This is a genomic window from Hymenobacter sp. DG25B (assembly GCF_000801315.1).
Lineage (GTDB): Bacteria > Bacteroidota > Bacteroidia > Cytophagales > Hymenobacteraceae > Hymenobacter.
In genome coordinates, this window is record NZ_CP010054.1 from 1,267,003 (window position 1) to 1,293,249 (window position 26,247).

At 57.2% G+C, this 26,247-nt stretch carries 25 protein-coding genes and 1 tRNA gene; 13 read left to right on the forward strand and 13 right to left on the reverse strand.

The annotated features are described in order from the left end of the window. Window positions 1–145: 145 nt before the first annotated feature. Window positions 146–718, reverse strand: a complete 573-nt coding sequence (locus tag PK28_RS05450) for a 50S ribosomal protein L25/general stress protein Ctc (RefSeq protein ID WP_044512214.1) — start codon at window positions 716–718, stop codon at window positions 146–148. 228 nt (window positions 719–946) lie between these two features. Between PK28_RS05450 and PK28_RS05455 the strand changes: the two genes are divergently transcribed. Next, a complete protein-coding gene (locus PK28_RS05455) occupies window positions 947–2,836 on the forward strand; it encodes a CocE/NonD family hydrolase (RefSeq protein ID WP_044512216.1) in 1,890 nt (629 codons plus the stop codon). A 176-nt stretch (window positions 2,837–3,012) separates the two neighbouring features. On the opposite strand, the gene PK28_RS05460 is transcribed toward PK28_RS05455, so the two are convergent. Together PK28_RS05460 and PK28_RS05465 are read right to left on the reverse strand one after the other, a co-directional pair. Further along, complete coding sequence (locus PK28_RS05460; RefSeq protein ID WP_044512217.1) at window positions 3,013–3,942, reverse strand: ribose-phosphate pyrophosphokinase; 930 nt, start codon at window positions 3,940–3,942, stop codon at window positions 3,013–3,015. 131 nt (window positions 3,943–4,073) lie between these two features. After that, window positions 4,074–4,146: transfer RNA gene (locus PK28_RS05465), tRNA-Gln, on the reverse strand. Window positions 4,147–4,412: 266 nt separating this feature from the next. Between PK28_RS05465 and atpD the strand changes: the two genes are divergently transcribed. The 3 genes from atpD (at window position 4,413) to PK28_RS05480 (ending at window position 7,537) form a co-directional block, all read left to right on the forward strand. After that, window positions 4,413–5,918 carry a F0F1 ATP synthase subunit beta gene (atpD, locus tag PK28_RS05470; protein ID WP_044512219.1) on the forward strand — a complete coding sequence of 502 codons (1,506 nt, stop codon included), beginning with the start codon at window positions 4,413–4,415 and terminating at the stop codon, window positions 5,916–5,918. A gap of 99 nt (window positions 5,919–6,017) precedes the next feature. Then, the gene (atpC, locus tag PK28_RS05475) at window positions 6,018–6,263 is read left to right on the forward strand and encodes an ATP synthase F1 subunit epsilon (RefSeq protein ID WP_044512221.1); all 246 of its coding nucleotides are present in this window, start codon (window positions 6,018–6,020) and stop codon (window positions 6,261–6,263) included. A gap of 152 nt (window positions 6,264–6,415) precedes the next feature. Next, window positions 6,416–7,537: a trans-sulfuration enzyme family protein gene (locus PK28_RS05480; protein ID WP_044512224.1), complete on the forward strand. Its 1,122-nt coding sequence runs from the start codon at window positions 6,416–6,418 to the stop codon at window positions 7,535–7,537. A 7-nt stretch (window positions 7,538–7,544) separates the two neighbouring features. Here PK28_RS05480 and PK28_RS05485 read toward each other — a convergent pair whose 3' ends face one another. The 3 genes from PK28_RS05485 to PK28_RS05495 all read right to left on the reverse strand — a co-directional run bounded on the left by PK28_RS05485 (window position 7,545) and on the right by PK28_RS05495 (window position 10,162). Then, window positions 7,545–8,690, reverse strand: coding sequence for a DegT/DnrJ/EryC1/StrS family aminotransferase (locus PK28_RS05485; RefSeq protein WP_044512226.1), 1,146 nt, complete (start codon window positions 8,688–8,690; stop codon window positions 7,545–7,547). A 75-nt stretch (window positions 8,691–8,765) separates the two neighbouring features. Beyond that, window positions 8,766–9,470: an acetyltransferase gene (locus PK28_RS05490; protein ID WP_044512227.1), complete on the reverse strand. Its 705-nt coding sequence runs from the start codon at window positions 9,468–9,470 to the stop codon at window positions 8,766–8,768. Continuing rightward, window positions 9,467–10,162: a sugar transferase gene (locus tag PK28_RS05495; RefSeq protein ID WP_316931972.1), complete on the reverse strand. Its 696-nt coding sequence runs from the start codon at window positions 10,160–10,162 to the stop codon at window positions 9,467–9,469. Before PK28_RS05495 ends, PK28_RS05490 begins: the two co-directional genes overlap by 4 nt. Before the next feature lie 76 nt (window positions 10,163–10,238). On the opposite strand from PK28_RS05495, the gene ispE reads away from it, so the two are divergent. Then, entirely contained in the window at window positions 10,239–11,051 is an 813-nt protein-coding gene (gene ispE, locus PK28_RS05500; protein WP_044512232.1) for a 4-(cytidine 5'-diphospho)-2-C-methyl-D-erythritol kinase, read from the forward strand. Between the two features lie 42 nt (window positions 11,052–11,093). On the opposite strand, the gene PK28_RS05505 is transcribed toward ispE, so the two are convergent. From PK28_RS05505 to tgt, 3 genes are all read right to left on the reverse strand, one after another. After that, a complete protein-coding gene (locus PK28_RS05505; protein ID WP_316931973.1) occupies window positions 11,094–11,972 on the reverse strand; it encodes a DMT family transporter in 879 nt (292 codons plus the stop codon). Window positions 11,973–12,102: 130 nt separating this feature from the next. Then, a complete protein-coding gene (locus PK28_RS05510; protein ID WP_044512237.1) occupies window positions 12,103–13,179 on the reverse strand; it encodes an LptF/LptG family permease in 1,077 nt (358 codons plus the stop codon). Between the two features lie 56 nt (window positions 13,180–13,235). After that, window positions 13,236–14,366 carry a tRNA guanosine(34) transglycosylase Tgt gene (gene tgt / locus PK28_RS05515; RefSeq protein WP_044512239.1) on the reverse strand — a complete coding sequence of 377 codons (1,131 nt, stop codon included), beginning with the start codon at window positions 14,364–14,366 and terminating at the stop codon, window positions 13,236–13,238. A gap of 243 nt (window positions 14,367–14,609) precedes the next feature. Here tgt and PK28_RS05520 point away from each other — a divergent pair, with 243 nt between their 5' ends. From PK28_RS05520 to rsmG, 3 genes are all read left to right on the forward strand, one after another. Beyond that, window positions 14,610–15,743 (forward strand): glycosyltransferase, encoded by a 1,134-nt coding sequence (locus tag PK28_RS05520; RefSeq protein WP_156126253.1) that lies wholly within the window; start codon window positions 14,610–14,612, stop codon window positions 15,741–15,743. Further along, the gene (locus tag PK28_RS05525; protein ID WP_044512241.1) at window positions 15,734–16,357 is read left to right on the forward strand and encodes an RNA polymerase sigma factor; all 624 of its coding nucleotides are present in this window, start codon (window positions 15,734–15,736) and stop codon (window positions 16,355–16,357) included. The genes PK28_RS05520 and PK28_RS05525 overlap by 10 nt, the downstream gene beginning before the upstream one ends. 170 nt (window positions 16,358–16,527) lie before the next feature. Continuing rightward, on the forward strand, window positions 16,528–17,145 hold the full coding sequence (gene rsmG, locus PK28_RS05530) for a 16S rRNA (guanine(527)-N(7))-methyltransferase RsmG (RefSeq protein WP_044512243.1): 618 nt from the start codon (window positions 16,528–16,530) through the stop codon (window positions 17,143–17,145). Between the two features lie 177 nt (window positions 17,146–17,322). Here the strand turns inward: rsmG and PK28_RS05535 are convergent, their stop codons facing one another. Together PK28_RS05535 and PK28_RS05540 are read right to left on the reverse strand one after the other, a co-directional pair. Then, on the reverse strand, window positions 17,323–18,309 hold the full coding sequence (locus PK28_RS05535) for a YheT family hydrolase (protein ID WP_044512245.1): 987 nt from the start codon (window positions 18,307–18,309) through the stop codon (window positions 17,323–17,325). Window positions 18,310–18,450: 141 nt separating this feature from the next. Beyond that, window positions 18,451–19,635 (reverse strand): MFS transporter, encoded by a 1,185-nt coding sequence (locus PK28_RS05540; protein WP_044512247.1) that lies wholly within the window; start codon window positions 19,633–19,635, stop codon window positions 18,451–18,453. Window positions 19,636–19,781: 146 nt separating this feature from the next. Between PK28_RS05540 and rpsT the strand changes: the two genes are divergently transcribed. Together rpsT and PK28_RS05550 are read left to right on the forward strand one after the other, a co-directional pair. Next, on the forward strand, window positions 19,782–20,039 hold the full coding sequence (rpsT, locus tag PK28_RS05545) for a 30S ribosomal protein S20 (RefSeq protein ID WP_044512248.1): 258 nt from the start codon (window positions 19,782–19,784) through the stop codon (window positions 20,037–20,039). 149 nt (window positions 20,040–20,188) lie between these two features. After that, a complete protein-coding gene (locus tag PK28_RS05550; RefSeq protein WP_044512250.1) occupies window positions 20,189–21,649 on the forward strand; it encodes a T9SS type A sorting domain-containing protein in 1,461 nt (486 codons plus the stop codon). A 75-nt stretch (window positions 21,650–21,724) separates the two neighbouring features. Here the strand turns inward: PK28_RS05550 and pyk are convergent, their stop codons facing one another. Together pyk and PK28_RS05560 are read right to left on the reverse strand one after the other, a co-directional pair. After that, complete coding sequence (gene pyk / locus PK28_RS05555) at window positions 21,725–23,164, reverse strand: pyruvate kinase (RefSeq protein WP_044512253.1); 1,440 nt, start codon at window positions 23,162–23,164, stop codon at window positions 21,725–21,727. A gap of 151 nt (window positions 23,165–23,315) precedes the next feature. Beyond that, window positions 23,316–23,738 (reverse strand): IPExxxVDY family protein, encoded by a 423-nt coding sequence (locus PK28_RS05560; RefSeq protein ID WP_044512255.1) that lies wholly within the window; start codon window positions 23,736–23,738, stop codon window positions 23,316–23,318. A 154-nt stretch (window positions 23,739–23,892) separates the two neighbouring features. Between PK28_RS05560 and PK28_RS05565 the strand changes: the two genes are divergently transcribed. The 3 genes from PK28_RS05565 (at window position 23,893) to rnc (ending at window position 26,231) form a co-directional block, all read left to right on the forward strand. Beyond that, on the forward strand, window positions 23,893–24,129 hold the full coding sequence (locus PK28_RS05565) for an acyl carrier protein (protein WP_044512257.1): 237 nt from the start codon (window positions 23,893–23,895) through the stop codon (window positions 24,127–24,129). A gap of 102 nt (window positions 24,130–24,231) precedes the next feature. Beyond that, window positions 24,232–25,482, forward strand: coding sequence for a beta-ketoacyl-ACP synthase II (fabF, locus tag PK28_RS05570; RefSeq protein ID WP_044512259.1), 1,251 nt, complete (start codon window positions 24,232–24,234; stop codon window positions 25,480–25,482). Further along, window positions 25,482–26,231: a ribonuclease III gene (gene rnc, locus PK28_RS05575; RefSeq protein WP_044512261.1), complete on the forward strand. Its 750-nt coding sequence runs from the start codon at window positions 25,482–25,484 to the stop codon at window positions 26,229–26,231. Before fabF ends, rnc begins: the two co-directional genes overlap by 1 nt. Window positions 26,232–26,247: the final 16 nt, after the last annotated feature.

Below are 26,247 nucleotides of genomic sequence, written 5' to 3' on the forward strand. Positions count from 1 at the left end.
AGCCAGCAAACACAAAAAGGCGGTTACGGCAAAGGACCAAAATAAAAAAGCCGCTCTACTGATAGAGCGGCTTTTTTGTTGGCTATCGGGGTCAGCTACGCCGCTGAAATCAGCATGGGTAAGCTTCTCCGCGAAATCCTGAGAATTACTTCTCGGCGTTCAGCGTGCCTTTCAGGGCACGTGGGATAGTTACCGTAGCAATAGGAGCCTGCGCGTTGGTGAGGATAGTGTAGCCTTTAGGCTCTACTTTGCTCACTTTGATGGATTTGCCAAGGGCCAGGTCCGAAATGTTTACTTCCACGTAGTCGGGCAGGTTAGCAGGCGTAGCCTTTACTTTCAGCTTACGCAGCTTGCTTACCAGCTTACCACCAGCCAGTACGCCCGGCGAAACGCCGATGTACTTCACGGGGATGTCCATTTTAATTTCTTTGCCTTCTTCCAGCTCCAGGAAGTCAACGTGCAGCAGCATTTCGTTCACGGGGTGGAACTGGGCGTCCTGCACGATGGCGCGGTACATGGTGCCCTCTACGTTCAGATCAACGATGTGAGCTTCGGGGGTGTACAGCAATTCGCGGAAGAGGATGGCCGGAGCCGAGAAGTGAACCTGCTCGGTGCCACCGTACAATACGCACGGTACATACGACTCAAGGCGCAGTGCTTTCGCATCCTTCTTACCGAGATTCGCTCTTTTAAACCCTACAATCTCGAGGCTTTTCATAAAAGTGGTTTTTGGAGAAATGGACCGCCTACCCACAGCAGGCAAACGGGCCGCAAAGATAGGGAATGCCCGCATGAGATACTAACCCCGCTGCTACATCTAGCCGCCGGATTGCGCCTGGTACCGAAGAAAGTACTATTTTCAGTGCGTAGATAGCCCGTTCCCAGCCCTGTGTGCCTATTTACTTTCTCTCCTTTCTAACCACCGCTTTCCCTCTAATTTACTATCATGAAAAGATTATTCGGGTTGATTTGCCTGCTGCTCAGTAGCGCCGCCGCAGTGGCGCAGGCACCCGCCGCCTCCACCTATGCGCAGGATCATTACACCAAGCAGGAAGTCTACATTACCATGCGCGATGGGGTGAAGCTGTTCACGGCCATCTACACGCCGCGTGATGCCGCCGCTGGCCGTAAATACCCCATCATGATGCAGCGCACCTGCTACAGCGTGGCGCCCTACGGCGCGGGTAAGTACCCGGCCCGCCTGGGTCCCTCCGAAACGATGATGAAGCAGGGCTACATCTTTGTGTATCAGGATGTGCGCGGCCGCTGGAAAAGCCAGGGCACCTGGACCAACATGACCCCCGTCATCGACAAGAAGAAGGGTAAAAAGGACGTAGACGAAGGCTCTGATACCTATGATACCGTGGATTGGCTGGTGAAAAAAGTAGCCCACAACAACGGCCGCGTGGGCCAGTGGGGCATTTCCTATCCGGGCTTCTACACGGCCGCCGGTATCCTCTCGGGGCACCCGGCCCTGAAGGCGGCCTCGCCCCAGGCCCCCATTTCCGACTTCTTCTTCGATGATTTCCACCACAACGGTGCGTTTCTGGAATCCTACCTGTTCACGTTTCCGGTGTTTGGGGTGCAGAAGCGCGATACCACCAGCACCGCCTGGTACGGCGGTCAGATGATTGCTCCCGGCACCAAGGACGGCTACCAGTTCCTGCTGGACCTGGGCCCGCTGAAAAATGCGGACAAGTACTACGCCGATAATTTCTTCTGGCAGGAAACTATTAACCACCCCAACTACGACTCCTTCTGGCAGCAGCGCAGCCTGCCCGAACACTACAAGGCCGGCCTGAAACCCGCCATTATGACGGTGGGCGGCTGGTTTGATGCCGAAGACCTGCGTGGCCCGCTCACCATCTACAAAACCATCGAAAAGAAAAGCCCCGGCACTTACAACACGCTGGTGATGGGGCCGTTTGGGCACGGCCGCTGGTCGCGCGAAACCGGCCATACCATGCACAGCAACGTGTATTTTGGCGATAGTGTGGCCACGTTTTATCAGCGCAACATTGAGGCAAAGTTCTTTGCCCACTTCCTGAAAGGCGACGGCGATAAAAACTCCGGCCTACCTGAAGCTTATCTCTTCGATACCGGCAAAAAGCAGTGGGAAACCTTTCCGCAGTGGCCCGCCGCTACCGCCACCCACCAGAAGCTGTACCTAAGCGCCAACGGCAAGCTGGAGCCGCAGCCGGCAGCCACCCCCGGCGCCATGCGCTTCGTGAGCGACCCGCTGAAGCCCGTGCCCTATACCGAGGACCTGACTACCACCACCAGCTTCACGCCCCACAACTACATGAGCGAGGACCAGCGCTTTGCCGGCCGCCGGCCCGATGTGCTGGTGTACCAGACCGATGTGCTGACCGAGGACGTAACCTTGGGCGGGGAAATAATGGCCAACCTGAACGTGGCCACCACCGGCACCGATGCTGACTGGGTGGTGAAGCTGATTGACGTTTACCCCGCCAATGAGCCCGATAACGACTACATGCCCAACAAGAACATTACCCTCAGCAACTACTGGCAAATGGTGCGCTCGGAGGTGATGCCAGCCCGCTTCCGCCACAGCTTCGAGAAGCCCGAGGCCATGGTGGCCAACCAAAAAACCGACGTTAATTTCCGGCTGCAGGATGTGCTCCATACCTTCAAAAAGGGCCACCGCATTATGGTGCAGGTGCAAAGCACCTGGTTCCCCTTCATTGCTCGCAACCCGCAAACCTTTGTGCCCAACCCCTACAAAGCCAACGAAAGCGACTACGTAACTGCCACCCACAGCGTATTCGGCGACAGTTTCCTGGACGTGGAAGTGCTGCCGGCAATGGTGAAGTAGAGATTCAGATCGATATTTGGTGTTCTGCTGAACTGGACAAGCCGGAGGTCGGCGTAGCAAGAAGCAGAGTCTGGTTTGCCAAAAAACAAAAGCCCGCTCAACGTGAAGTTGAGCGGGCTTTTGCGTTTATTAAATGACACGCCAAGCATCCATTCAGCAGATGCCGTGCTAGTCTGTTACACGAAGAGGGAGCTGATGCTCTCGTGCGTTACCACGTTGCGGATGGCGCGGGCAAACAAATCAGCCAGCGAAATCACCTTGATTTTGGGGTTCTCCTCTTTCAGCGGAATCGTGTCGGTAATCACCAGCTCTACCAGCTGTGAGTTGCGGATTCGCTCGTGAGCCGGGCCGCTGAGCACGCCGTGGGTAATCACCGCCCGCACCGACAGAGCACCCCGCTCCATCAGCAGCTCGGCGGCTTTGCAGATCGTGCCGGCTGTGTCTACAATGTCATCTACCAGAACCACGTTCATACCGGTTACATCGCCAATTACCTGCATAGAAGCAATTTCATTGGCCCGCAGACGCATTTTGTCGCAGACTACAATTTCGGCCCCAAATTTCTTGGCGAAGGCCCGGGTACGTACCACGCCGCCCACGTCGGGGGAAGCAAAAATCAAGTTCTCCAGGTTCAGGGACTTGATGTAGGGCGCCGATACCGTGGCGCCGTCCAGATGATCTACCGGGATATCGAAGAAGCCCTGGATCTGGCCCGCGTGCAGGTCGCAGGTCATCAGGCGGTCGGTGCCTACGCTTTGCACAAAGTCGGCTACTACTTTGGCGCCGATGCTCACGCGCGGCTTGTCTTTGCGGTCCTGACGGGCGTAGCCGTAGTAGGGCATTACCACCGTTACGGAGGCGGCGGAGGCGCGCTTGGCAGCGTCCACCATCAGCATCAGCTCCATCAGATTCTCAGCGGGCGGGTTGGTGCTCTGAATGAGGAACACGGCACAGCCGCGGATGCTCTCATTAAAGCTGGGGCCGAGTTCCTGATCCGCAAAGCGCTGCAGGCTCAGGTCGCCGAGGGGCTGGCCGAATGCGGCGGCTATCTTTTCACCGAGCTCGTGGGAGGCGTTTCCTGCGAAGATTTTTACCTGGGGTGCCATGGCAATAGTAAAGGGTGGGGAAGAAAAGACGTCCTGCCCGATTTCCGGGAGGAATGACAGAAACTGAAAAAGCGAAAGGCGCCGAACCTTCCGGAGAGGAAGATTCAGCGCCTTTCGCTTTTCTTAGTCGGTTGTCCGACCAGGGCTCGAACCTGGACTTTCTTGAATCAAAATCAAGCGTGTTGCCAGTTACACCATCGGACAATTTCCCAGCCAGCACTGCCGTTTGGGTTCGCAAATGTACAACGGCTTTGATTCATGGCAAGTTTTCCGGCAAATATTTTTTGTGGGAGTTCTGCATTTGGAGCCCATTAGAGGCCTTTTTCTGGGCTTGACAGGCTGATTTTCAGTTAAAACAGTTTTTCTGCCCGTGGAAAAAACTTTCTGGCCAGCCGGACTTTGGCAAAGCGGGGATTAAGCCGTAGTTTTGCGCCCTGAAATCTTGCCCACCCTATATCATAGAATCGCACATGGCGAATACCGGCAAAATCACCCAGGTTATCGGTCCAGTTGTGGACGTAAGCTTCGCGGGTGAAGGCTCCAAGCTTCCTAATATCCTCGACGCCGTCGAAGTCACCAAAGATAACGGCCAGGTTGTCGTGCTGGAAGTGCAGCAGCACTTGGGCGAAGACCGGGTGCGCACCATTGCCATGGACTCCACCGAGGGTCTGACCCGCGGTGCTCTGGTTCGTGACCTGGGCTCGCCCATCACCATGCCCACCGGCGATGGTATCAAAGGCCGTCTGTTCAACGTTATCGGCCATGCCATTGATGGTATTGCCCAGCCGAAGAGCGACGGTGCCCTCTCCATTCACCGCAACGCCCCGGCTTTCGAAGACCTCGCTACTTCCTCGGAAGTACTCTTCACCGGTATCAAAGTAATTGACCTGCTCGAGCCCTATGTAAAGGGTGGTAAGATTGGTTTGTTCGGTGGTGCCGGCGTAGGCAAAACCGTACTCATCATGGAGCTGGTAAACAACATTGCCAAGGCCTATGGTGGTCTGTCGGTGTTTGCCGGCGTGGGTGAGCGTACCCGCGAAGGCAATGACCTGCTGCGCGAATTCCTAGAATCAGACGTAATTAAGTACGGCGAAGAGTTTAAGCACTCGATGGAAGCCGGCGGCTGGGACCTTTCCAAAGTAGACGAGAAGGCCCTGGAAGACTCGAAGGCAACCCTCGTGTTCGGTCAGATGAACGAGCCTCCCGGAGCCCGTGCCCGCGTAGCCCTCTCGGGCCTCACGGTAGCCGAAAGCTTCCGCGACGGCGACGGCACCGGTGCCGGTCGTGACATCCTGTTCTTCATCGACAACATCTTCCGCTTCACGCAGGCGGGCTCGGAAGTATCGGCTCTGTTGGGTCGTATGCCTTCGGCCGTAGGTTACCAGCCCACACTGGCTACCGAAATGGGTGCCATGCAGGAGCGTATCACCTCTACCAAGCGCGGTTCCATCACCTCGGTACAGGCCGTTTACGTGCCTGCCGATGACTTGACTGACCCGGCTCCGGCCACCACGTTTGCTCACTTGGACGCCACCACGGTACTGTCCCGTAAGATTGCCGAGCTGGGTATCTACCCCGCAGTAGACCCCCTGGATTCTACCTCGCGCATTCTGTCGGTAGAAGTACTGGGCGAAGAGCACTACGGCACGGCCCAGCGCGTGAAAGAGATTCTGCAGCGCTACAAAGAACTGCAGGACATCATCGCCATTCTGGGTATGGATGAACTCTCCGAGGAAGACAAGCTGACGGTAACCCGCGCCCGCCGCGTGCAGCGTTTCCTGTCGCAGCCCTTCCACGTAGCCGAGCAGTTCACCGGCCTGAAAGGCGTACTGGTTGACATCAAAGACACTATCAAAGGCTTCAACGAAATCATCGACGGCAAGTATGACCACCTGCCCGAGGCTGCTTTCAACCTGGTAGGCACCATTGAGGATGCCGTTGTCAAGGGCGAAAAGCTGATTGCGGAAGCCAAGTAATTTCATCAGTTGCCAGTTGCCGGTTGCCAGTTGTCAGTTCTCCTAATGGGCTGAAAACACTGACAACTGGCAACTGGCAACTGGCAACTGAGAAAGAATATGCATCTGGAAATCATCACCCCGGACCGGAAAGTATTTGAAGGCGAGGTTTCCTCGGCTCAGTTTCCGGGTGCCGATGGCCTATTTGAGGTTCTCAATAACCACGCACCTCTTATCTCGGCCCTGAAGCCCGGTGAGGTAACCATCATGGGTATTGGCGGCCGTGAGTCGTTCCGTATCGAAGGTGGTGTGGTAGAAGTTCTGCGCAACAATGTTATTGTGCTGGCCGAAGCTGTAGTGGCTTAAGCTGTAAAACGAATAAAAAAGCCCCGCGGCCTCAGGCTGCGGGGCTTTTTTTGTGTTTACTGCCTCAAATAGTGCAGCCTATGCTTTAGCTTGCGATGCGAATTACAAAGTGCGGATTTGCAACAGTGCCGCTCGTTACCAGTTGACGCCCAATGAAAATCACCCCCAAAATTACCCCGATCTACCAAACCTCCGTTTTCAAATTTGAGGACCTGAACGAGCTGGAGCTGTATTTTGGGGAGCCCGGCAGCCGTTACCTCTATTCGCGCAACGGGAATCCTAACTCTGATGAGCTGGCTGAAGCGGTGAACAAGCTGGAGGGTGGGGCCGGGGCTATTGCCACCGGCTCGGGCATGGCAGCCATCTTTGCTGCTATTATGGCCTGCTGCCAGGCCGGCGACCATGTGCTCTGCGCCGCTGATATCTATGGGGGTTCATCGGCGCTGCTGAATGCAGAGTTGAGCCGGCTGGGTATTTCCGCCACGTATGTTCCGTTTGAGCAGCTGGAGGCCTTGCAGCCCTTTATACAGCCCACCACACGGCTGCTGCTTTGCGAAACCATCAGCAACCCCCTGCTGCGCGTAGCCGACCTGGCCCGGGTGGCCGCGGAGTGCCACCGCCACGGGCTGAAGCTGGTAGTGGATAATACCTTTGCCACACCCTTGCTTACCCGCCCGCTGGCGCTGGGGGCCGATATTTCCCTGCACAGCGTGACCAAATACATAGCCGGCCACAGCGACGTAACCGCCGGAGCCGTGGTAGCTACTGACCCCTCCATTGTAGCCCGGCTCAAGCAGATTGGCGTGTTTTATGGCCTCACGCTCAGTCCCATGGAAAGCTGGCTGGCTGTGCGCGGGCTAAAAACCCTCCGGTTGCGGGTCCGGGAGCATAGCCATAATGCCCTGGCCATTGCGCAGTTCCTGGCTGCCCACCCCGCCGTAAAACAGGTGTATTACCCTGGTCTTGCTACCCACCCGCAGCACCAGTTAGCCGCCGGGCAGGGAAACGGCCTGTTTGGCGGCATGCTTTCCTTTAAGCTGAAGGATGAAGCAGCCGCCGTAAACGACTTTATGCAGCGGGTGAAGCGCTTCCCGTTTGCGCCTTCCCTGGCCGGGGTTGATTCTTCTATTTCCTACCCCCTGGGTACTTCACACCGCTCCCTTACGCCCGCTCAGCAGCAGGAACTGGGCATAACAGTCGGGTTGATTCGTGTATCAGTGGGTATTGAGCCCGTGGGGGAATTGATTGCTGATCTGGAGCAGGCGCTGGCTTAAACCCAGCCTACGATACCAGCAACTCTTTTATCCCATCCACCACCCGGCGCAGGTCAATATCGGTCATGGCGGAGCCGGAGGGAAGGCACAGGCCCTGCTGAAACAAACGGGCGCTGACCTCGCCCCCATACATGGGAGCATTGGCGAAAAGAGGCTGCAAGTGCAGGGGCTTCCAGAGCGGGCGACTTTCTACGTTGTGCGTTTCCAGATGCTGGCGCAGCTGCTCCGGGGTAACGCTGGTCTGCTCCGGATCCAGCAGCACCGTAGTCAGCCAGCGGTTGCTGCGGCTTTTGACAGGTTCCGTGGGGCCTACCGTGAGGCCGGGAATATCCTGCAGGTGCTTCTGATACCAGGCAAATATTTCCCGGCGCTTCTTCACCCGATCCTCAAGCAGGCCCATCTGCCCCCGGCCAATACCGGCCAGCAGGTTGCTGAGGCGGTAGTTGTAGCCGGTGGTTTCGTGCTGGTAGTGTGCCGCCGCTTCCCGGGCCTGGGTGGCCAGAAAAAGCGCCTGCGTGGCTATATCCTTCCGGTGAGTGATGAGTACGCCGCCACCGCTGGTAGTCAGGATTTTGTTGCCGTTGAAGGAGAATACGCCTACCGCGCCAAATGTGCCCAGCGCCTGCCCGTGGTAGAGGGAGCCCAGGCCTTCGGCCGAATCTTCCAGCACCGAAATGTTGAATTCCTCGGCTATGGCCATTATCTCCCGCACCTGGGCGGGCATGCCGTAGAGGTGCACCAGCACCAGGGCTTTAGGCATGCGGCCGTGCCGCTGCCGGTCCTCAATGGCTTCCCGAAGCCGGACGGGGTCCATGTTCCAGGTTTCCGCTTCACTATCCACAAAAACCGGCGTGGCACCCACGTAGGTGATGGGATTGGCCGAGGCCACAAAGGTGAAGGAGGAGCACAGCACTTCGTCGCCGGGCCCCACGCCTAATGCCAGCAGGCCTAGGTGAATGGCGGCGGTGCCGGAGGTAAGCGCTACGCCGTGCCCGGCCCCCGTATACTGGCAGATATCCTGCTCGAAACCGGTGATGTTGGGGCCTACGGGCGCCACCCAGTTGTCCTCAATGGCTTTGTGTAAGTAGTTCAGCTCGTGCCGCCCCAGGTGGGGTGGTGACAAATAAATCCGGTCGTGGTCCTGACTGCGCATAGGTGGAAAAAGCTACTGAATACCGGTGGAAGCGCTTCCAGACCGAAAAAAGCAAATAAGAATAGGGTGGTAGCTCTACAACGAGGAACCCACCACTTTTATGACGGAAGCCGGCACGCCTACGGCAGTGCAGTTAGCCGGCAGGTTTCGGACGGCCACGCCGCCCGCTCCCAAAATGGTCTGCGCGCCTACCCGCACCTGGTTGAGCACGGTGGCGTTGGTGCCCAGGTACACGCCTGTTTCCAGGTAGGCTTCGCCGCCTACGTTGGCATGAGGCATCAGGGAGCAGAAGTCTTCCAACACGGCATCATGCCCAATGGTGCAGCCCAGATTCATGAGCACATGCCGGCCCAGTTGAATATCGGTGGTGAGGATACAGCCCTGCGTGATGATGCTGCCCGCCCCAATCTGCACCTGCTGGTAAGGCTGCAGGCGTACATCCGGGTGAATGAGGGTGGCATACGTCAGGTGCGGAGCGGTGAGGCGGGCCACTACGGCCGCGCGGCTGTGGCTGCTGCCTACGGCTACTACCACATGGAGCGGCTCGGTGGTGGTATTGAGGTCTTGAACGGTGCCGCGGTACGGCACGCCATTGATAGAATCCGTAGTCGGGTGCTTGTCATCATAAAAACCGACAACATCCCAGGTGGGCGACACTTCATTTATCTGGTGAACCAGCATTAATATTTCCCGGCCCAGGCCTCCGGCTCCAAAAATAGCCAGGGGCCGAAGGGAGGGTTGGTCAGCATCATGTAAATCCGAAAAGAATAATTGCGTCATACTTTACCAGCAGATTCAGAAGAAATAGCAGAGCCCCGGAAGGCTTCCATGGTGGCCTGGCCTTCAGCCGAAATACCATGGGCACTCAGCACCCGCCCGGCCGTGCACAGCAGAATGCGAAGATCAAGCCCAAAGGAGAGATGCTCGACGTACCAGACGTCGTAAGCAAATTTTTGTTCCCAACTGATGGTATTACGGCCATTTACCTGCGCCCAGCCCGTAATGCCCGGCCGCACCAGGTGGCGCCGTGCCTGCTCCGGGGAGTACAAAGGTAGGTACTCTGGCAACAGGGGGCGCGGGCCAATCAAACTGATGTCGCCGCGCAGCACGTTCCAAAGCTGGGGAAGCTCATCCAGAGAGGTGGCGCGCAGCCAGCGGCCCAAGCGGAGCAGGCGGTCGGCATCGGGCAGCAGTTGGCCATTGGCATTGCGGGCCTCCGTCATGGTCTGGAGCTTATAAAGGGTAAATAAGCGGCCATGCAAGCCAGGGCGTGGCTGCCGAAACAATACCCGCCCCTGATTTTGGATGGACAGCAGCGCAGCGGCTGGCAGCAACAGCGGCAATGTGAGGAGCGCCAGGGGCAGGGCCAACCCGACATCCAGCAGCCGTTTGCCGCGCCGTGCATACCAGGAAGAGCCTTTTATCACTGCCGACGACATACGAAACCCAAACAGATGCAGATGTACGGCCAAAAATAGAGTTTGTGCGGGAAGCACGCTCGATTTTGGCCTGCCGGCCGTAGCTTGCGCCGCCCAATTCCGCTGCTGTATGCTTGTTTTCCCCAACGCCAAACTCAACCTCGGTCTGTACGTGACCAGCATCCGGCCCGATGGGTTCCGCAACCTGGAGTCGGTGTTTGTGCCCCTGCCGTGGTACGATGCGCTGGAAGTATTGCCCGCCGCTGACATTACGCTTACGCTCACGGGTATTCCCATTCCCGGCGACCCGGCCACCAACCTTTGCCGCCGGGCTTACGAGCTACTGAAAGCTGATTTTAAGCTGCCGCCGGTGCAGATGCACCTGCACAAAGTGGTGCCCATTGGGGCCGGCCTGGGCGGCGGATCCGCCGACGCCGCCTTTATGCTGCGGGCCCTGAATGAGCTATTCTCCCTGCAGCTTTCCGCCGAAATCCTGGAAGCCTACGCCCGCCAGCTGGGCTCCGACTGCGCTTTTTTCATCCGGAACCAGCCGGTATTCGCTTATGAGAAGGGGGACGTTTTTGAGCCGGTTTCTTTGGATTTGCACGGCGTAGCCTGCCAGGTAATCTACCCCGGCCTGCACATCAGCACGGCTGAGGCGTATGCCCGCGTGCAGCCCCGCCCGCCCCAGTATGAGCTGCGCGCAGCCTTAGCGCAGCCCATGGAAACGTGGCGCACCACCGTCCGCAATGACTTTGAAGATGCCCTCACGCCGCATTATCCGGTGTTGGGCGAGTTAAAGCAGGCGCTTTATGCCGCCGGGGCCACTTATGCCAGTCTTTCGGGCTCGGGCTCGGCGGTGTATGGGTTATTTCCGGGGCTGGAAGAGCCGCCCCAAGTGACACTACCAGCAGAATATCTGGTGTGGAACGGTAAATTATAGTAGCGCGAAGCTCCGGCTTCGCGCTACTACTGCAGGCTATTCTTATACCATTACCTCCGCGGCCTCGGCCTTGCGCCGCCGGCGGGCCGCCCACTGGTCCAGTACCGGGTGAATAAGCACGCTGAACAGGATGACGAGCGTGCCCAGGTAAAACCCACCGGACATTTTCTCCTTCGAGCCGAAAATGAGCACCGCCAGCAGGATGCCGTACACCGGCTCCAGATTAATGGTAAGGTTAATAACAAAGGCTGACAGGCGCTTCATCAACTCTACAGAAGTGGAAAACGCATAGACCGTGCAGAAACCGGCCAGCAGCAGCAGCCACACCCAGTCCAGCGGCTTTAGCGCTAGGTGCAAACCGGCGCCGTTGGTGTAGAAATGGCTGTATACCGGGAAGAAAAGGGCGATGCTCACGCAGGCCCCCAGCATTTCATAGAACGTGAGCCGAAGCGGCGCATGCCGCTTCACCAGCTGCGAGTTTATTACGCTGAATAGCGCCGATAAGCCCGCCGAAATAACCGCCACGCCCAGGCCCAGCAGCTGGTCCAGTTCCGCCTGCGACACCAGGTACAGGCCCACCATCGTCAGCAGGCCCAGCCCCACCTCATACGCCCTGATGCGGCGCCACAACAGCAAAGGCTCCAGCAAAGACGTCCATAAAGCCAGGGTAGCCATGCCAGCCAGGCACACGCTGACCGACGACAGGCGGGCGGCCAGGAAAAACGTAATCCAGTGCGTGGCCACCAGCGCACCCACGGCCAGCAGGCGCAGCGCTTCCGCAGGAGCCACGCGCCACTGCTGCCGGCGCATTACCAGCAGACCGGCCAGGCCCACCGAGGCCAGCAGGGTGCGCCAGAACACCAGCTCCACCGGCGGCACAGAAATCAGCTTGCCCAGAATAGCCGTGAACCCCCACAGCAAAACAATGAAATGGAGCCGGAGGTAGTCTTTAAGCATCTACTTAGCGGTTAGCTGATGGCTTTTGGCCGATGGCTGTTGTTGAACAAAAAGCTAATAGCTAAAAGCCAGCAGGCAATAGCATAAGTTGAAACTACTTGGGAATAAATCGATAGAGGGCGGTGCCAATCAGCGTGAAGACCAGACTGGGCACCCAGGCCGCCAGCATCGGCGACAAGTCGCCGACCAAAGCCAGGTTCCGGCTCAGAATCACGAAGATGATGAACACGAAAGCCAGCGTGAAGCCCAGCGCAATTTGGCCACCCACGCCGCCGCGGGATTTCCGGGAGCTCAGAATTACCCCGATGATGGTGAGAATAATGATGGCAAACGGGTAGGAATACCGCTCGTACTTCTCAATCAGGTAGATTTCCGTGTCATCGGAGCCGCGGTCCAGCTTCTGCTTAATGTAGCGGTTAAGCTCCGGCAGCGTGAGGGTCTCACTGAGGCGGTAGGTACTGGCAAAGTCCTTGGGGTACAGATTGAGGGTGGTGTCACGGGCGGGATAGGCGCGCAGGGTTTCCTTCTCCCCATCAAACGTATGCACCAGCTGCGGCGTGAGGCGCCAGGCTTTTTTGGTGGAGTCCCAGGTAATGGCGTTGGCCGTGAGGCGGCGCTTGAGCTGGGTGCCCTCAATGGTTTCCAGCGCAAACCGGTAGCCCACGTTGTTCACGTTATCGTAGCTCTCCATGTATGCGTAGCTTTTGGGGCCTACCTTAATATGGATGTTGCGCGCCTGGAAACGAAATGGGTTTTTGATGTAGGCGCGCTCAAAGGCTACGCGGGTTTTATTGGCGTTGGGAATCACCCAGCCAATCAGCCCAAAGATGGAAACCCCGATAATGGTAGCGCCCATGATATAGGGCACCAGCAGCCGCTGAAAGCTCATGCCGCTGCTCAGCATGGCCACAATTTCGGTGCGGGCGGCCAGCCGCGCCGTTACAAATACCGTGGCAATAAACACGGTGATAGGGGAGAGCAGATTGGCGAAATACGGAAACAGGTTCACGTAGTACTCCGAAATAATCTGCCAGGCCCCCAGGTTGTGCTTAATGAAGTCGTCATTCTTCTCCGTGAAATCAATCACGCAGATAACCGACACCAGCATAATTACCGTGAAGAGGTAGCTGGTGAGGAATTTCTTGAGAATGTACTTATCGAGGAGCTTCATTCAGATGCTTTAATCTGTCCTGCCGGTATCGGCAGCACCACTAACGTAACGCTCACTTACAGCCGGACCATCAGCTGCTTTACCATGCGCTCCTTCCATTCCAGAAAGGTGCCGGTTTGGATGCGCTGCCGGGCCTCGCCCACCAGCCACAGGTAAAAGGAGAGGTTATGCACCGAGGCCACCATGCCGGCCAGGTACTCCGTGCTCTGAAACAGGTGGCGCAGGTAAGACTTGGTGTAAAACGTGCTGGCGTAGCCGCCCAGTTCAGCGTCAATAGGGGAGAAGTCAGCTTCCCACTTCTTGTTTTTGATGTTGATGATGCCCTGCGTGGTGAATAGCATGCCGTTGCGGGCATTGCGGGTGGGCATTACACAGTCGAACATATCTACGCCCAGAGCAATGTTCTCCAGAATATTGGCCGGCGTGCCCACGCCCATCAGGTAGCGGGGCTTGTCTTTGGGCAGGATGTCGCACACAATTTCCGTCATCTCATACATCAGTTCGGCCGGCTCGCCCACGCTCAGGCCGCCAATGGCGTTGCCCTCGCGGCCCTGCTCGGCCACAAACTCGGCTGATTTCACGCGCAGGTCCTTAAAGGTGCTGCCCTGCACAATGGGAAACAGCGTCTGCTGGTAGCCATACAGGCCCTCGGTGCTGTCGAAGCGCTCGATGCAACGCTTCAGCCAGCGGTGCGTCATGTCCAGGGAGCGGCTGGCGTAGTCGTACTCGCAGGGCCAGGGCGTGCATTCATCAAAGGCCATAATAATATCGGCCCCAATCACGCGCTGAATATCCATCACGCCTTCCGGCGAAAACAAATGCTGCGAGCCATCAATGTGGGAGCGGAACTTGACGCCCTCTTCCTTGATTTTGCGCGTTTTGCTGAGCGAATACACCTGGTACCCCCCTGAGTCGGTGAGAATGGGCCGGTCCCAGCCGTTGAACTTGTGCAGCCCGCCGGCCTGCCGCAACACGTCCAGACCGGGGCGCAGGTACAGGTGGTAGGTGTTGCCCAGAATAATCTGGGCCTTAATATCTTCTTTCAGCTCGCGCTGATGCACTGCCTTTACCGAGCCTACCGTGCCCACCGGCATAAAAATGGGGGTTTCAATGCTGCCGTGGGCGGTGTGTACCACCCCGGCCCGGGCTTTGGTGTGGGGGTCTTGAGCTACGAGGTCGAACGTCATGCGGAAGAAAGGAGATGCCGGTTGCACGTCAGAAAATGGCGTTTGTCATGTCGAGCGAAGGCGAGACATCTCGCTAGTATGGTATATAATTACCATTACAACATCAGCAGGCGAGATGTCTCGCCTTCGCTCGACATGACAAATACCCGGATACACCGGCAAATGAAAGCGCAAAGGTAGCCGGTAGCTGCCGTTCAGCGGTGATTAATCCCTATTTTTGCCGGCTTACCCCGCTTATCCGCCGTGCCCATCCCATTTTCTCCCTTGTTGTGGCTCCTGATTGCGTGCGTGCTGGTGCAGCTCTACTTTATGGGCTATTATTTTCTACCCTTCGCCCGCCGGCCGGAGGAGCTGCCCGCTGAGGAAAACCAGGCCGCCGATGCCGAGCCGGTTTCCGTGCTGGTGTGCGCCCACAATGAGTTGGAAAACCTGCGCCGCCTGCTACCGCTGCTCCTGCAGCAGGAGTACCCGCCAGGCTTCGAGATTATTCTGATTGATGACCGGTCCGGCGACGACACCTACCTGTATGTGCAGCAGCTCACGCAGTACTATCCGCACGTGCGGCTGGTGACGGTAGACCGCACCCCGGCCGGACTCTCCCCAAAAAAATACGCCCTTACCCTAGGCATTAAAACGGCGCGTTATCCGCGTATGCTTTTCACCGATGCCGATTGTATTCCGGCTACCAATCAGTGGCTCAGGCTGATGCAGCGTGGCTTTGCCCAGCCGGCCGATATGGTGGTGGGATATTCGGCGTATGCACCGGAAACCGGGTTTTTAAATAAATTGATTCGGTTTGAAACCCTGATTACCGGAGCGCAGTATCTGTCGTTCGCGTGGCGGGGCAACCCGTACATGGGCGTGGGGCGCAACCTCGCTTATACCCGCGCAGTCTTTCAATCCACCAAAGGCTTTGCTTCTCACATCCGCAGCCTCGGCGGCGACGACGACCTGCTGGTGCAGGACGCCGTGCAGCACGGGGCCCGCGTGGCCGTGGTAGCCGAGCCGGCGGCGCATACGCTCAGCGAACCAGCCTCCCGCTGGCGCGCCTGGTGGCTGCAAAAAAGGCGGCATCTATCAGCCGGCCGGCATTACCGCCTGGCCGATAGGCTGCGAATAGGAAACTTTATCGGAAGCAATCTGCTTTTTTATATCGCGACGATAGGTTTACTGTTTTCCCGCCCGGATTGGATACCTTTGGCCACGGTGTGGGGGCTGCGTACGGCAGCTGTCTGCATCACTTATACCTACCTGGGGCGGCGGCTCGATGACCGCCAGCCAGTGTTTGTGCTGCCGGTATTAGACGCTGTCTATTTTTTTTATTATCTCGCTCTGGGAATTTCGCTGTTCCTCTACCGCAAACTCCGATGGAAGTAAACAATCAGGAAATTCAGAAACAGTTTTCGGCTAAAGCCAAGCATGACTTTAAGCTGATTCGTGCTGCTGTAGAGCAGGGCGATGAAAAGGCGTACGCTGAGTTGATGCAGATTTACAAGAAGCCGGTGTATCACGTGGTGCTCAAAATGGTGCGCAACCCCGACGACGCCGAGGACCTCACCATTGAAGCCTTTGCCAAGGCCTTCCGTAACCTGCACAAATTCAACCCGGAATTTGCTTTCAGTACCTGGCTGTTCCGCATTGCCACCAACAACTGCATCGATTTTATTCGCAAGAATAAAATTAAAACGATGTCCATTGACTCGGCCATCAAGATTGACAACGGCGACGAAATCACCATTGATTTCCGCGACAACAATCTGAATCCGCAGGAAACCGCCATCAAAAATCAGAAAATCGAAATCATGCAGCACGTGGTATCCCGGCTGCCCGATAAATACCAGCGCCTGGTTACGCTGCGCTATTTCGATGAGCTGAGCTACGAGGAAATTGCGCAGGAGCTGAAAGCGCCTCTGGGCACCGTAAAAGCCCAGCTGCACCGCGCCCGCGAGCTGCTCTATGACATGGTGAAAAACAAAAAGCACATCATCTAACACGAAAGCCCCGGCGCAGGTCGGGGCTTTTTTAATGTAGCGCGAAGCTCCGGCTTCGTGCATGAGCCGGAGGCGAGTTCCCTCGCGCCCAAACCATACGGCCGATACTCGCTTCGCTCGTGCACGAAGCCGGAGCTTCGCGCTACATCCCTGCCTACCTTTGCCCCATCATGGACATCCTCTTTCACTACTTTCCCCACCTCACCGACCATCAGCGCCAGTTATTCCGGCAGCTTGATACGGAATTCCGCAGCTGGAATGAGCGCCTGAATCTGGTAGCGCGCACCGACGTGGACAACCTAGCGGAGCGGCACTTCCTGCACTCCCTGGGCATTGCGAAAGTGGTGGAATTTCCGGCAGGCTCGTCGGTGCTGGATGTAGGTACGGGCGGCGGCTTGCCTGGCTTGCCGCTTGCTATTCTGTTCCCGGAGGTGAAGTTTCACCTAGTGGATAGCATCGGCAAAAAGATCAGGGCAGTGCAGGAAATGGCCCGCGCCCTGAACCTGACCAACCTCACCGCCGAGCAAACCCGCGCCGAGCAGGTGCGCCATAAATACGATTACGTGGTGAGCCGCGCGGTAGCCCGCCTGGCCACTTTCCACCCCTGGATTGAGCACAGCTACAAACCCAGTAAAGATGCTACCACGGGCCTCTACTACCTGAAAGGCGGTGACCTGACCGAGGAAATAGAAGAAGCCGGCCTGCCCGCGCACGTCTTCGATTTGAAAGATTATTTCCAAGAAGAGTTTTTCGAGACCAAGAAGGTAGTGTTTGTGCCGAATAACTAGCTCCCGTCATTGCGAGGACGAAGGACGAAGCAATCCGTCCTCTAAAAGGTGACGAGCCCTAATTACCCAGAAAGCCCTTGACGTATGTTTTCACGTCAAGGGCTTTTCACATTGGAAGGCTTTCTACGTTTGCTAGGACGGATTGCTTCGTCCTTCGTCCTCGCAATGACATTGACCTCACGCCGGAACTTCGGCCGTGAGGAATTCAATGGCGCGGCGCTCGGAATAGTATTCTCCGTCCGGGGTGCCCTCGCCAAAACCCACGTGGCCGCCTTCGTGCGGGGTTTCCAGGAAAACATACTGACTATGGGAGGCCACGTCCCGGGGAAAGCAGGCGGGCGGTAGGAAGGGGTCGTTTTCGGCATTTACCAGCAGCGTGGGGATACGAATATTGCTGAGGTAGCGCCCGGAACTGGCATGCTCATAGTACTCCTCCGCCGACTTAAAACCATGCATGGGAGCCGTATACTGATCATCAAACTCCGGGAAGTAGCGCAAATCGTCCAGCTTGGAGACGTCAACCTTATCGGGCATAATCTCGGCTTTCTGGCGGATTTTTTCCCGCAGCGTTTTCATAAAGTTGTTGAGATACAACCGGTTTTCCAGGCGTGAAATGTGGTTTGAGCTGGACTTTAGGTCGGTAGGCACCGAGAAAACGGCGGCCCGCTTTACTTCGCGCGGCACCCGCTCCGGGTTTTCACCCAGGTACTTCAGCGTAACGTTGCCGCCGGCGCTGAACCCGGTGAGGAAAATACGGCGGTAGCGCAGCTTGCTCAGGGCGTGGCGCACCACAAAATCCAGGTCGTCAGTGTCGCCGAGGTGGTAGGAGCGGAGCAGGCGGTTCATCTCGCCACTGCAGCTGCGGTAGTTCCAGGCCAGGGCATCGAACCCAGCCCGGTTGAGGGCGCGCACCATGCCCCGCACGTAAGGCCGGCCGGCGCTGCCCTCCAGGCCGTGCGAGACGATACCTAGGGTGTCGGCCGGCTCGTCGGTGGAAAGCCGGGACCAGTCCAGGTCCAGGAAGTCCCCATCCTCAGTTTCTACCCGTTCCCGCTGGTAGCGTACATCCGGGACAGAGCGCCAAAGGCTGGGGACAATCGTCTGTATATGCCCATTAAACAGATACATGGGCGGCTGATATCCGGAGGTAGAAACGAGTGGCATGACAGTCAGCGGAAATAGGTAGGATAGTAACCAACTGTGAAAAAAGATGGTGCCTGCAAGGCTTTACTTAATATACTAATAATGCGGCTTGCATACTATTTATCCCTGCCTGAATTTTTTTAAAAGATGGAATTGAGCATTTTAGAAAGCTTTTTGCTGCCGGGCGGCTGGAATCCTGACCATTCCCAGAAACAGGCTCACAGCCACCGCCATGCCGCCTGCCAGCGCAAACGGCAGGGCGGCACCTGCCCACAGCCATAGTACGCCGGCCAGGGAACTGGCTACCAGCGCCGCCAGGCTGCTGAGTCCGGCAAAGGTACCCAGCGCCGCGCCGGTATCCGTAGGCGCGCACAGGTTGCTGACCCAGGCTTTGCTCACGCCCTCCGTAGCCGCCGCATAGCAGCCGTACAAACCAAAAAGCAGGGCCAGTACACCGGGCTGGCGGGCCCAGATCATACCCAGATACACGCCGGCAAACAGCAGGAGTCCGGCAATCAGCATACGGCGGGGGCCCAGCCGGTCGGCGAGGAAACCGGCCGGGAAGGCGGCCACCGCATATACCAGGTTGTAGAAAATATACAGCCCAATGACGTGCGCATCGGGCAGGCCGCGCTGCCGGGCCAGCAGTAGCAAAAACGCATCGGAGCTATTGAAGAGGGCAAATACCAGTAGCGCGCCCACCACCCGGCGGTAGCTGCTTGGCGCCTGCCGCCAGTAGCGGAAGGCCGCCCAGAACGGCTGCATAGGCTGCGTAGACCTGGTTCGGGACTTTTCCCGCACCAGAAACGTGGTAAAAACGGCCACCAACCCCGGCAGAAAAGCCAGCAGAAATAAGAGTCGGTACTCGCCCGGGTGGTAGGCCAGCCAGACCAGCGCGGCGGCCGGCCCCAGCACCGCGCCGGTGGTATCCATGCCCCGATGAAAGCCAAACACGCGGCCTTTAAAGGCGGGAGTAGTTTCATCGGAAAGCAACGCGTCGCGGGAGCCGGTGCGCAGCCCTTTGCCCAGGCGGTCTAGGGTCCGGGCCAGGAAAACCCACCAGGGCGCCGCCAGCACGGCCAGCATGGGCTTGCTGAGGGCACTCAAGCCATAGCCCCAGCGCACAAAAGGCAGGCGCCGCCCTAACCGGTCCGACCACTGCCCGAAATAGCCTTTACTCAAACCCGCCGTGGCTTCGGCTACACCTTCCAGCACCCCAATCAGTGCCACCGAAAAGCCAATGCTTTGCAGATATAAGGGCATGACGGGGTACAGCATCTCGCTGGCCAGGTCCGTGAACAGGCTCACCAGGGAAAGCAGCCAGATGGTGCGGGTCAGGTACTTCACGAAAAAAGGTGGTAGAACAGTAAGGGCAGCCGTTGTACGATGGTGGCGCGCATTTTGCCCATTTTGGTTTGCTATTATCGATCAAAGCCTTACCTTTGCCAACCCAATTGAATTGATTTCGAGCAGACCGTCACCTTTACATACTCATGGCGAACCATAAATCGGCCCTCAAGCGCATCCGTTCCAACGAAGCTAAGCGCGTACTGAACCGTTACCAGGCTAAATCTACCCGCACTGCCGTTAAGAAACTGCGTGCTACCACCGATGCTACCCAGGCACAAGAGCTGCTGAAGAAAGTATCGTCTATGCTGGACCGCCTGGCCAAAAAGAACATCATTCACAAGAACAAAGCCGCCAACAACAAATCGAAGCTGGCTAAGTTCGTGAAGTCGCTGGCTGCTTAAGTAGTCAACCGACATTCTGCTCTTATATAGAAAAGGCCTTGCGTGCAGACGCAAGGCCTTTTCGCGTTATTTTTTATTTTGATACGCATGTGCCCGGCGCAACAGTGGGGAAACTGTAGCTTTAGGCTCAAAGAGCATTTTCCCAGGCTATGCGGTATTTCTATTCCTTATTATTCTTTTTCAGTCTAGGCATCAGTAGCCAGCAGGCGGTAGCGCAGAACTGGCGCCTATTCCGGCCGGGCCTGATATACTCTTACCAGGTGGTGGGCAAACCTGAGGTCTATACCCTCCGGCTGGATTCCGCCTTTATGATAGGAGCCGACTCGGTGTACCGGTTTAACCGAATTATGCGGCCCGACCGCTTCTCCCCGGAACTGTATCATAAGTCTGACAATAACCTGTTTGGTGCGCAGGTACGTTTTGTGCCTGGCAGCCAGGAAGTCGTGCTGGAAGCATTGACTGATGCCCTGCAAGCGCCCGTGCAACTGCTGTTGCGCCCCGCTGCAGCCATAGGTAGTAGCTGGCAGGCTTCGGAGGGCGTTACGGCGGTACTGAGCAGCCGCACCCAGCAAACGGTTCATGGTGTGCCGGATATAGTAGCTACGGTAGTGCTCAGCAACGGGCAGCAGGTGCTGATAGGGGAGAAACTGGGCTTACTGCAGGCCCCGCAATGGCTTAATCTGGATGCCGCTACGGCTAGTAACCTGCAAGCCGACCGTGTGCCCGTTACCTGGGCCGAATCTGACTATTACCCCGCTCATACCTTCGACTTTCAGCCGGGCGACGAATTCGGGTATGAACAGTATGATTGGATTTTCTCCCTTCCCTGTGCCAAAGACTATATCCTGCGGCGCATCAGCACCCGGGAGCAAACCCAGGATAGCCTGAAATATACCTATCAGGAAGAGCGGGCTACCCGAGGCTTTGGGCCCGGCAGCCCCTGCAATAATGTATATGCTGAAACCATCCATCCCCGCACCGTGGGGCGCATAGCCGTCTCGCTAAGAACCGGGCAGTGGGCCGATAAAACACACCCGCCGCTGCGCCTGCTCACCTGGGAGTACCAGAAGCAAAGCACGGCTTCAGACCCGGAAAGCTATATCCTGGCTCTACCCCTAAGTACAAATGCCGGAACTGCCTTGCCCGGCCCGGAATATATCCGGGTATATAAGCGGGACCAAACTTACGCCATCGGCCTGGACTACCTGGCCCACCCTCAACAACTTAGTGCGCCGGTAGGCATGGTGCATGATAACGATACCTGGCTGGTGTACTACCGCCGGCGCCTGCCGGATGGTACTTATTCCACGTTTGGCAATCGGCAGCAATACGAGGTGCTATTGCCCGTGCGGGCCGCCGGTAGTTTGCTGACAATTCGCGCCTATCCGAATCCTGCGGCAGGAGTAGTTACCCTGGATTGGGCTTTGCCCGCCATAAAGGGTGTCCGGCTCAGCTTAACTGACTTGGCAGGGAGGGCGCTCTGGCAGGCAGAACCGCCGACAGGTAGTACGCAGGCGCAGGTGCCATTAGCGGCCTACCCGGCTGGTCTGTATGTAGTGCGCTTGGAGCAGCCAGGCTATGCGCCCGTAACGCTGCGCGTACAGCATTAGCGAAGATACGTTGAAATAAAAAAGCCCCTCGGAAGATATCCAAGGGGCTTTTTTATTCAATGAATAAGCCGAAAATTACGCTACGCTCACTTTTACCATGTTGGTTTTGCCCTTCTCATTGATGGGCATGGAAGCAGTGTTAATGAACACGTCGCCCGCATCCAGGTGGCCCGTGGTGGTCAGCACGTACTTGATGTCCGAAACGGTACTGTCGGTGCTCACCATCCGGTCGTAGTAGAAGCCGCGCACACCCCAGATCAGGCTGAGAGCCGTGAGCAGGGGGCGATTATCGGTGAAGATAAAGATGCTGGCCTTGGGGCGGTACTTGGCAATCTGGAAGGCCGTGTAGCCGCGGTGCGTCATGCCGGTAATGGCTTTGGCGCCGGTGTTCTTGGCCAGGTGACAGGCCGCCGACAGAATGCTGTCTACCATGAACGTGGGCGACTCCGGGGTAATGGTATGCCAGTGGTTGTACAGGCTGGGCATGCGGCTTTCCACGCTCAGAATAGTAGCCACCATGGAGCGGATTACTTCCGCCGGGTAAGCGCCTACGGCGGTTTCCGCGGAGAGCATCACGGCATCGGCCCCGTCAATCACGGCGTTGGCCACGTCACTGGTTTCGGCGCGGGTAGGGCGGGGCGCAGTAATCATGCTCTCCATCATCTGGGTAGCTACAATTACGGGCTTGCCGGCCTTGTTGCACTTAGCCACAATTTCCTTCTGGGCCATGGGCACTTCTTCCATCTTCACCTCCACGCCCAGGTCGCCGCGCGCTACCATCACAGCATCAGTAATGGCTATGATTTCGTCGAGGTTGCGCAGGCCTTCGGGGGTTTCAATCTTGGCAATCACGCGGGTGGATTTGCCGCTTTCCGCAATCAGGCTCTTGATGAAGCGGATGTCATCGGCGCGGCGCGCAAACGAAAGGGCAATCCAGTCTACATCATTCTCCAGCCCAAATTTCAGGTCCTCAATGTCCTTCTCCGTCATAGACGGGGCCGATACTTCGGAGTCGGGCAGGTTGATGCCTTTGCGGGGCTTCACCAGACCGCCGTAGATAACCTCCACGTCCACTTCCTTGTCACGGTCGGTGGCCAGCACGCGCAGCTCAATCTTACCGTCGTCAATGAGGATCATGTCGCCAGCCTTCACGTCGCGGGCCAGGCCCAGGTAAATGGTGCTCAGGCGCGTGGCCGTGCTGATTTCCTTCTCGCCGCACACCAGTTTAATCTTGTCGCCGGCCTTAATTTCCACGCCGCCGCCTTCTACATCGCCCAGGCGAATTTTGGGGCCCTGCAAGTCCTGCAGCAAACCCACGTTGGTGCGCATGTCTTTGTTCAGGCGGCGCACATTATGAATAACGGCCAGGTGGTCTTCGTAGCTGCCGTGCGAGAAATTGAGGCGGAAAACATCCACCCCCTCGCGGATGAGCATGCCCAGCTTTTCGTAGGTATTGGAGGCGGGGCCAACGGTGGCCACAATCTTGGTCTTATTAAACTTAGGACGCGGTTCCATGCAAAAGGAATAAGTGACTCTCTTAAACAAAGGCAACCTGGGGCTGCCTCACAAAGGTAGCGCGAAGCGGCTGCTTTAAGCATCGTTTAGGCCGTTTTCACCGACCCGGAACAACGATGCCGGAAGCAGCCGCTTCGCGCTACAAGAACGCTCAAAAAAGGAGATTTTCTTTGAATTTTAATGAATTGGGGTCGAACTGACAGGCGTACTGCACCACCGGCAGCGCACTTAAACGAGCCAGGAATTCGTCGCCGGAAAATTCGTCGCTGCCATTGCTCACCTGCAACAGGTAGTCGTATTCCTTGATATCGGGCGCCAGAAAGGGCCTTTTCAGGATAGACGGATCCAGGGAGCGGTTGCGCAACAGGCGCAGGGAAAGGGTTTCCGTGGCGTGCAGGTAGTTGCTGATCACCAGGCGCCCCCGGGAGAGCAGGTCATAGATTAAATCCTGCTGCTTTACCAGGCGCAGGCGCAGGGCGTTGTTCAGCGTCCAGGCCAGGGTATGTTCGCGGCTGGAGGAAACAATGCCAAAAAGATCAAAGTCGCAGTCGTACTCAACGTCTAGGGTAAGCATGGCGGAAGCAGTTAGGCCAACGGCAGCAAAGTTACGGGTTGCCGGCAGGGGCGGGCCATAACGCAGAGAGGAAAGACAAGATTGCGTGTTTGTTTGACAATGTTAGGGAAGATGGTGTTATTTGTGGCTGAGTTTTCCTTAAACCCCCACGGAAATGTCTGAAATTGCAGAAAAAGTAAAGGCCATCATCATCGATAAACTCGGCGTAGAAGCTTCGGAAGTAACTCCGGAGGCCAGCTTCACCAACGACCTGGGTGCTGACTCGCTGGATACTGTTGAGCTGATCATGGAATTTGAAAAAGAATTCAACGTATCGATTCCCGACGACCAGGCCGAAAACATCGGTACCGTGGGTCAGGCTATCAGCTACCTCGAGCAGCACGCTAAGTAGTCTGTCAGACTACCGCTGCTCCCTTAGTGCTTACCGGCCGGCTAGCCGCCGGCCGTTTTGCTTTTTTAGTTTTCGTATTCTTTCGCTTCTCTGAGCCAGCCTATGTCTCTTCGGAGAGTTGTTGTGACCGGCCTGGGTGCCATTACCCCGATCGGCAAAACCGCCCCCACCTTCTGGGAAGGGCTGAAAGCTGGTGTGAGTGGGGCCGCCCCCATCACCCGGTTTGATGCCAGTAAGTTCAAGACCCGCTTCGCCTGCGAAGTGAAGGACTATAACCCCGACGATTATTTCGACCGGAAGGAAGGCCGGAAGATGGACCTGTTCACGCAGTTCGCCGTCATTGCTTCCGACGAGGCAATTAAGGATGCCGGCCTGCTGGAAGGCGTGAATAAAGACCGGGTAGGCGTTATCTGGGGCTCTGGTATTGGGGGGTTGAAAACCTTCCAGGATGAGTGCTTCAACTTCGCCAAGGGCGACGGTACGCCGCGCTACAACCCGTTCTTCATTCCGAAGATGATTGCCGACTCTTCGTCGGGCAACATCTCCATTAAGAATGGTTTCCGGGGGCCGAACTTCGTGACCACCTCCGCCTGCGCTTCCTCTTCCGATGCCATTGTGGCCGCCTACAACTACATCCGTTTGGGTATGGCTGATGTGGTGGTGACCGGTGGTTCGGAAGCCGCCATTACCGAAGCGGGTGTAGGGGGCTTCAATGCCCTCAAAGCCATGAGCGAGCGGAACGACGACCCGCAAACCGGTTCCCGTCCTTACGATAAGGACCGGGACGGATTTGTGCTGGGCGAAGGTGCCGGCGCGCTGATTCTGGAGGATTACGAACACGCCAAAGCCCGCGGCGCCAAGATCTACGCCGAAGTTATCGGGGGTGGTCTGTCGTCGGATGCCTATCACATTACTGCTCCCGACCCCACCGGCGAAGGCGTGGTAATCGTGATGCAAAACGCCCTGCGCGATGCCGGCATCAAGCCCGAGGATGTGGATTACATCAACACCCACGGCACCAGTACCCCGCTGGGCGACGGTGCCGAGGTGACGGCCATTCAGAAAGTATTCGGCGAGGCCGCTTATAATCTGAACATCAGCTCTACCAAGAGCATGACCGGCCACCTGCTGGGTGGAGCTGGCGGTATTGAGGCCGTGGCCTGTATTATGGCCATGCAGCACGGCATTGTTCCGCCTACCATTAACCACGTTACCGACGACCCCGAGCTGGACTCCAAGCTGAACTTCACCTTCAACAAGGCCCAGGAGCGGGAAATCAACATTGCGGTCAGCAACACCTTCGGGTTTGGTGGTCACAATACGTCGGTGGTATTCAGCAAATTCCGCGACTAATGCCAAGGCCCGGCCAGCCACTTCCGCTATTCGGCTTTTTCCGCCGACTGGTAGGGCAGGACCGGGCCTTCCGGCAAGCCATTGCCACACTCACGGGCCGCACGCCCGATAATATCCGCCTGTACCAGCTGGCCTTCACGCATGCTTCCGTAGTGCGGCAGCAGGGCGATACTGCCCGGCACCAAAGCAACGAGCGGCTGGAATTCCTCGGCGACGCCGTACTGGGCGCCGTGGTAGCCGAATACCTGTTCCGCAAGTTTCCCTACGAGCAGGAAGGCTTCCTCACGGAGATGCGCAGCCGCATTGTAAACCGCGAAAGCCTGAACGCACTGGCCCTGAAAATCGGGCTGGATAAGCTGGTGCAGCTGGACGTGACGCAGGGCCGCTCGGCCCGCTCGCGCTCCGTAAACGGCAACGCACTGGAAGCTTTGGTAGGGGCCGTTTACCTTGATCAAGGCTATAAAGCCGCCCGTAAATTCGTGCTCAGTCGGTTAGTGAAGCCCTTCGTGGACGTAAAATCCCTCACGGAAACCACCACCAACTTCAAGAGCAAGCTGATTGAGTGGGCGCAGCGACACGGCAAAAACCTGCGCTACGATATGCAAAGCGAAGCCCGCCCGGGCGGCGTGATGGAGTTTTCGGCCACGGTGATGCTGGATGATGAGGAAGTTGCTACCGGTATGGGCCTCTCGAAAAAGCAGGCGGAACAACTGGCCGCCGAGCGGGCGTTGACCACGCTGGGCGTGTAGCTTTTTGTGTCATGGC

Excerpts from the sequence above, each read along its gene's own strand:
- atpD (WP_044512219.1), top strand. The coding sequence starts at position 4,413 with ATGGCGAATACCGGCAAAATCACCCAGGTTATCGGTCCAGTTGTGGAC.
- PK28_RS05565 (WP_044512257.1), top strand. The coding sequence starts at position 23,893 with ATGTCTGAAATTGCAGAAAAAGTAAAGGCCATCATCATCGATAAACTC.
- rsmG (WP_044512243.1), top strand. The coding sequence starts at position 16,528 with ATGGACATCCTCTTTCACTACTTTCCCCACCTCACCGACCATCAGCGC.
- atpC (WP_044512221.1), top strand. The coding sequence starts at position 6,018 with ATGCATCTGGAAATCATCACCCCGGACCGGAAAGTATTTGAAGGCGAG.
- rpsT (WP_044512248.1), top strand. The coding sequence starts at position 19,782 with ATGGCGAACCATAAATCGGCCCTCAAGCGCATCCGTTCCAACGAAGCT.
- rnc (WP_044512261.1), top strand. The coding sequence starts at position 25,482 with ATGCCAAGGCCCGGCCAGCCACTTCCGCTATTCGGCTTTTTCCGCCGA.
- PK28_RS05490 (WP_044512227.1), bottom strand. The coding sequence starts at position 9,470 with ATGACGCAATTATTCTTTTCGGATTTACATGATGCTGACCAACCCTCC.
- tgt (WP_044512239.1), bottom strand. The coding sequence starts at position 14,366 with ATGACGTTCGACCTCGTAGCTCAAGACCCCCACACCAAAGCCCGGGCC.
- pyk (WP_044512253.1), bottom strand. The coding sequence starts at position 23,164 with ATGGAACCGCGTCCTAAGTTTAATAAGACCAAGATTGTGGCCACCGTT.
- ispE (WP_044512232.1), top strand. The coding sequence starts at position 10,239 with ATGCTTGTTTTCCCCAACGCCAAACTCAACCTCGGTCTGTACGTGACC.
- PK28_RS05560 (WP_044512255.1), bottom strand. The coding sequence starts at position 23,738 with ATGCTTACCCTAGACGTTGAGTACGACTGCGACTTTGATCTTTTTGGC.
- PK28_RS05455 (WP_044512216.1), top strand. The coding sequence starts at position 947 with ATGAAAAGATTATTCGGGTTGATTTGCCTGCTGCTCAGTAGCGCCGCC.
- PK28_RS05460 (WP_044512217.1), bottom strand. The coding sequence starts at position 3,942 with ATGGCACCCCAGGTAAAAATCTTCGCAGGAAACGCCTCCCACGAGCTC.
- PK28_RS05485 (WP_044512226.1), bottom strand. The coding sequence starts at position 8,690 with ATGCGCAGTCAGGACCACGACCGGATTTATTTGTCACCACCCCACCTG.
- PK28_RS05525 (WP_044512241.1), top strand. The coding sequence starts at position 15,734 with ATGGAAGTAAACAATCAGGAAATTCAGAAACAGTTTTCGGCTAAAGCC.
- PK28_RS05450 (WP_044512214.1), bottom strand. The coding sequence starts at position 718 with ATGAAAAGCCTCGAGATTGTAGGGTTTAAAAGAGCGAATCTCGGTAAG.
- PK28_RS05550 (WP_044512250.1), top strand. The coding sequence starts at position 20,189 with ATGCGGTATTTCTATTCCTTATTATTCTTTTTCAGTCTAGGCATCAGT.
- PK28_RS05510 (WP_044512237.1), bottom strand. The coding sequence starts at position 13,179 with ATGAAGCTCCTCGATAAGTACATTCTCAAGAAATTCCTCACCAGCTAC.
- fabF (WP_044512259.1), top strand. The coding sequence starts at position 24,232 with ATGTCTCTTCGGAGAGTTGTTGTGACCGGCCTGGGTGCCATTACCCCG.
- PK28_RS05480 (WP_044512224.1), top strand. The coding sequence starts at position 6,416 with ATGAAAATCACCCCCAAAATTACCCCGATCTACCAAACCTCCGTTTTC.
- PK28_RS05535 (WP_044512245.1), bottom strand. The coding sequence starts at position 18,309 with ATGCCACTCGTTTCTACCTCCGGATATCAGCCGCCCATGTATCTGTTT.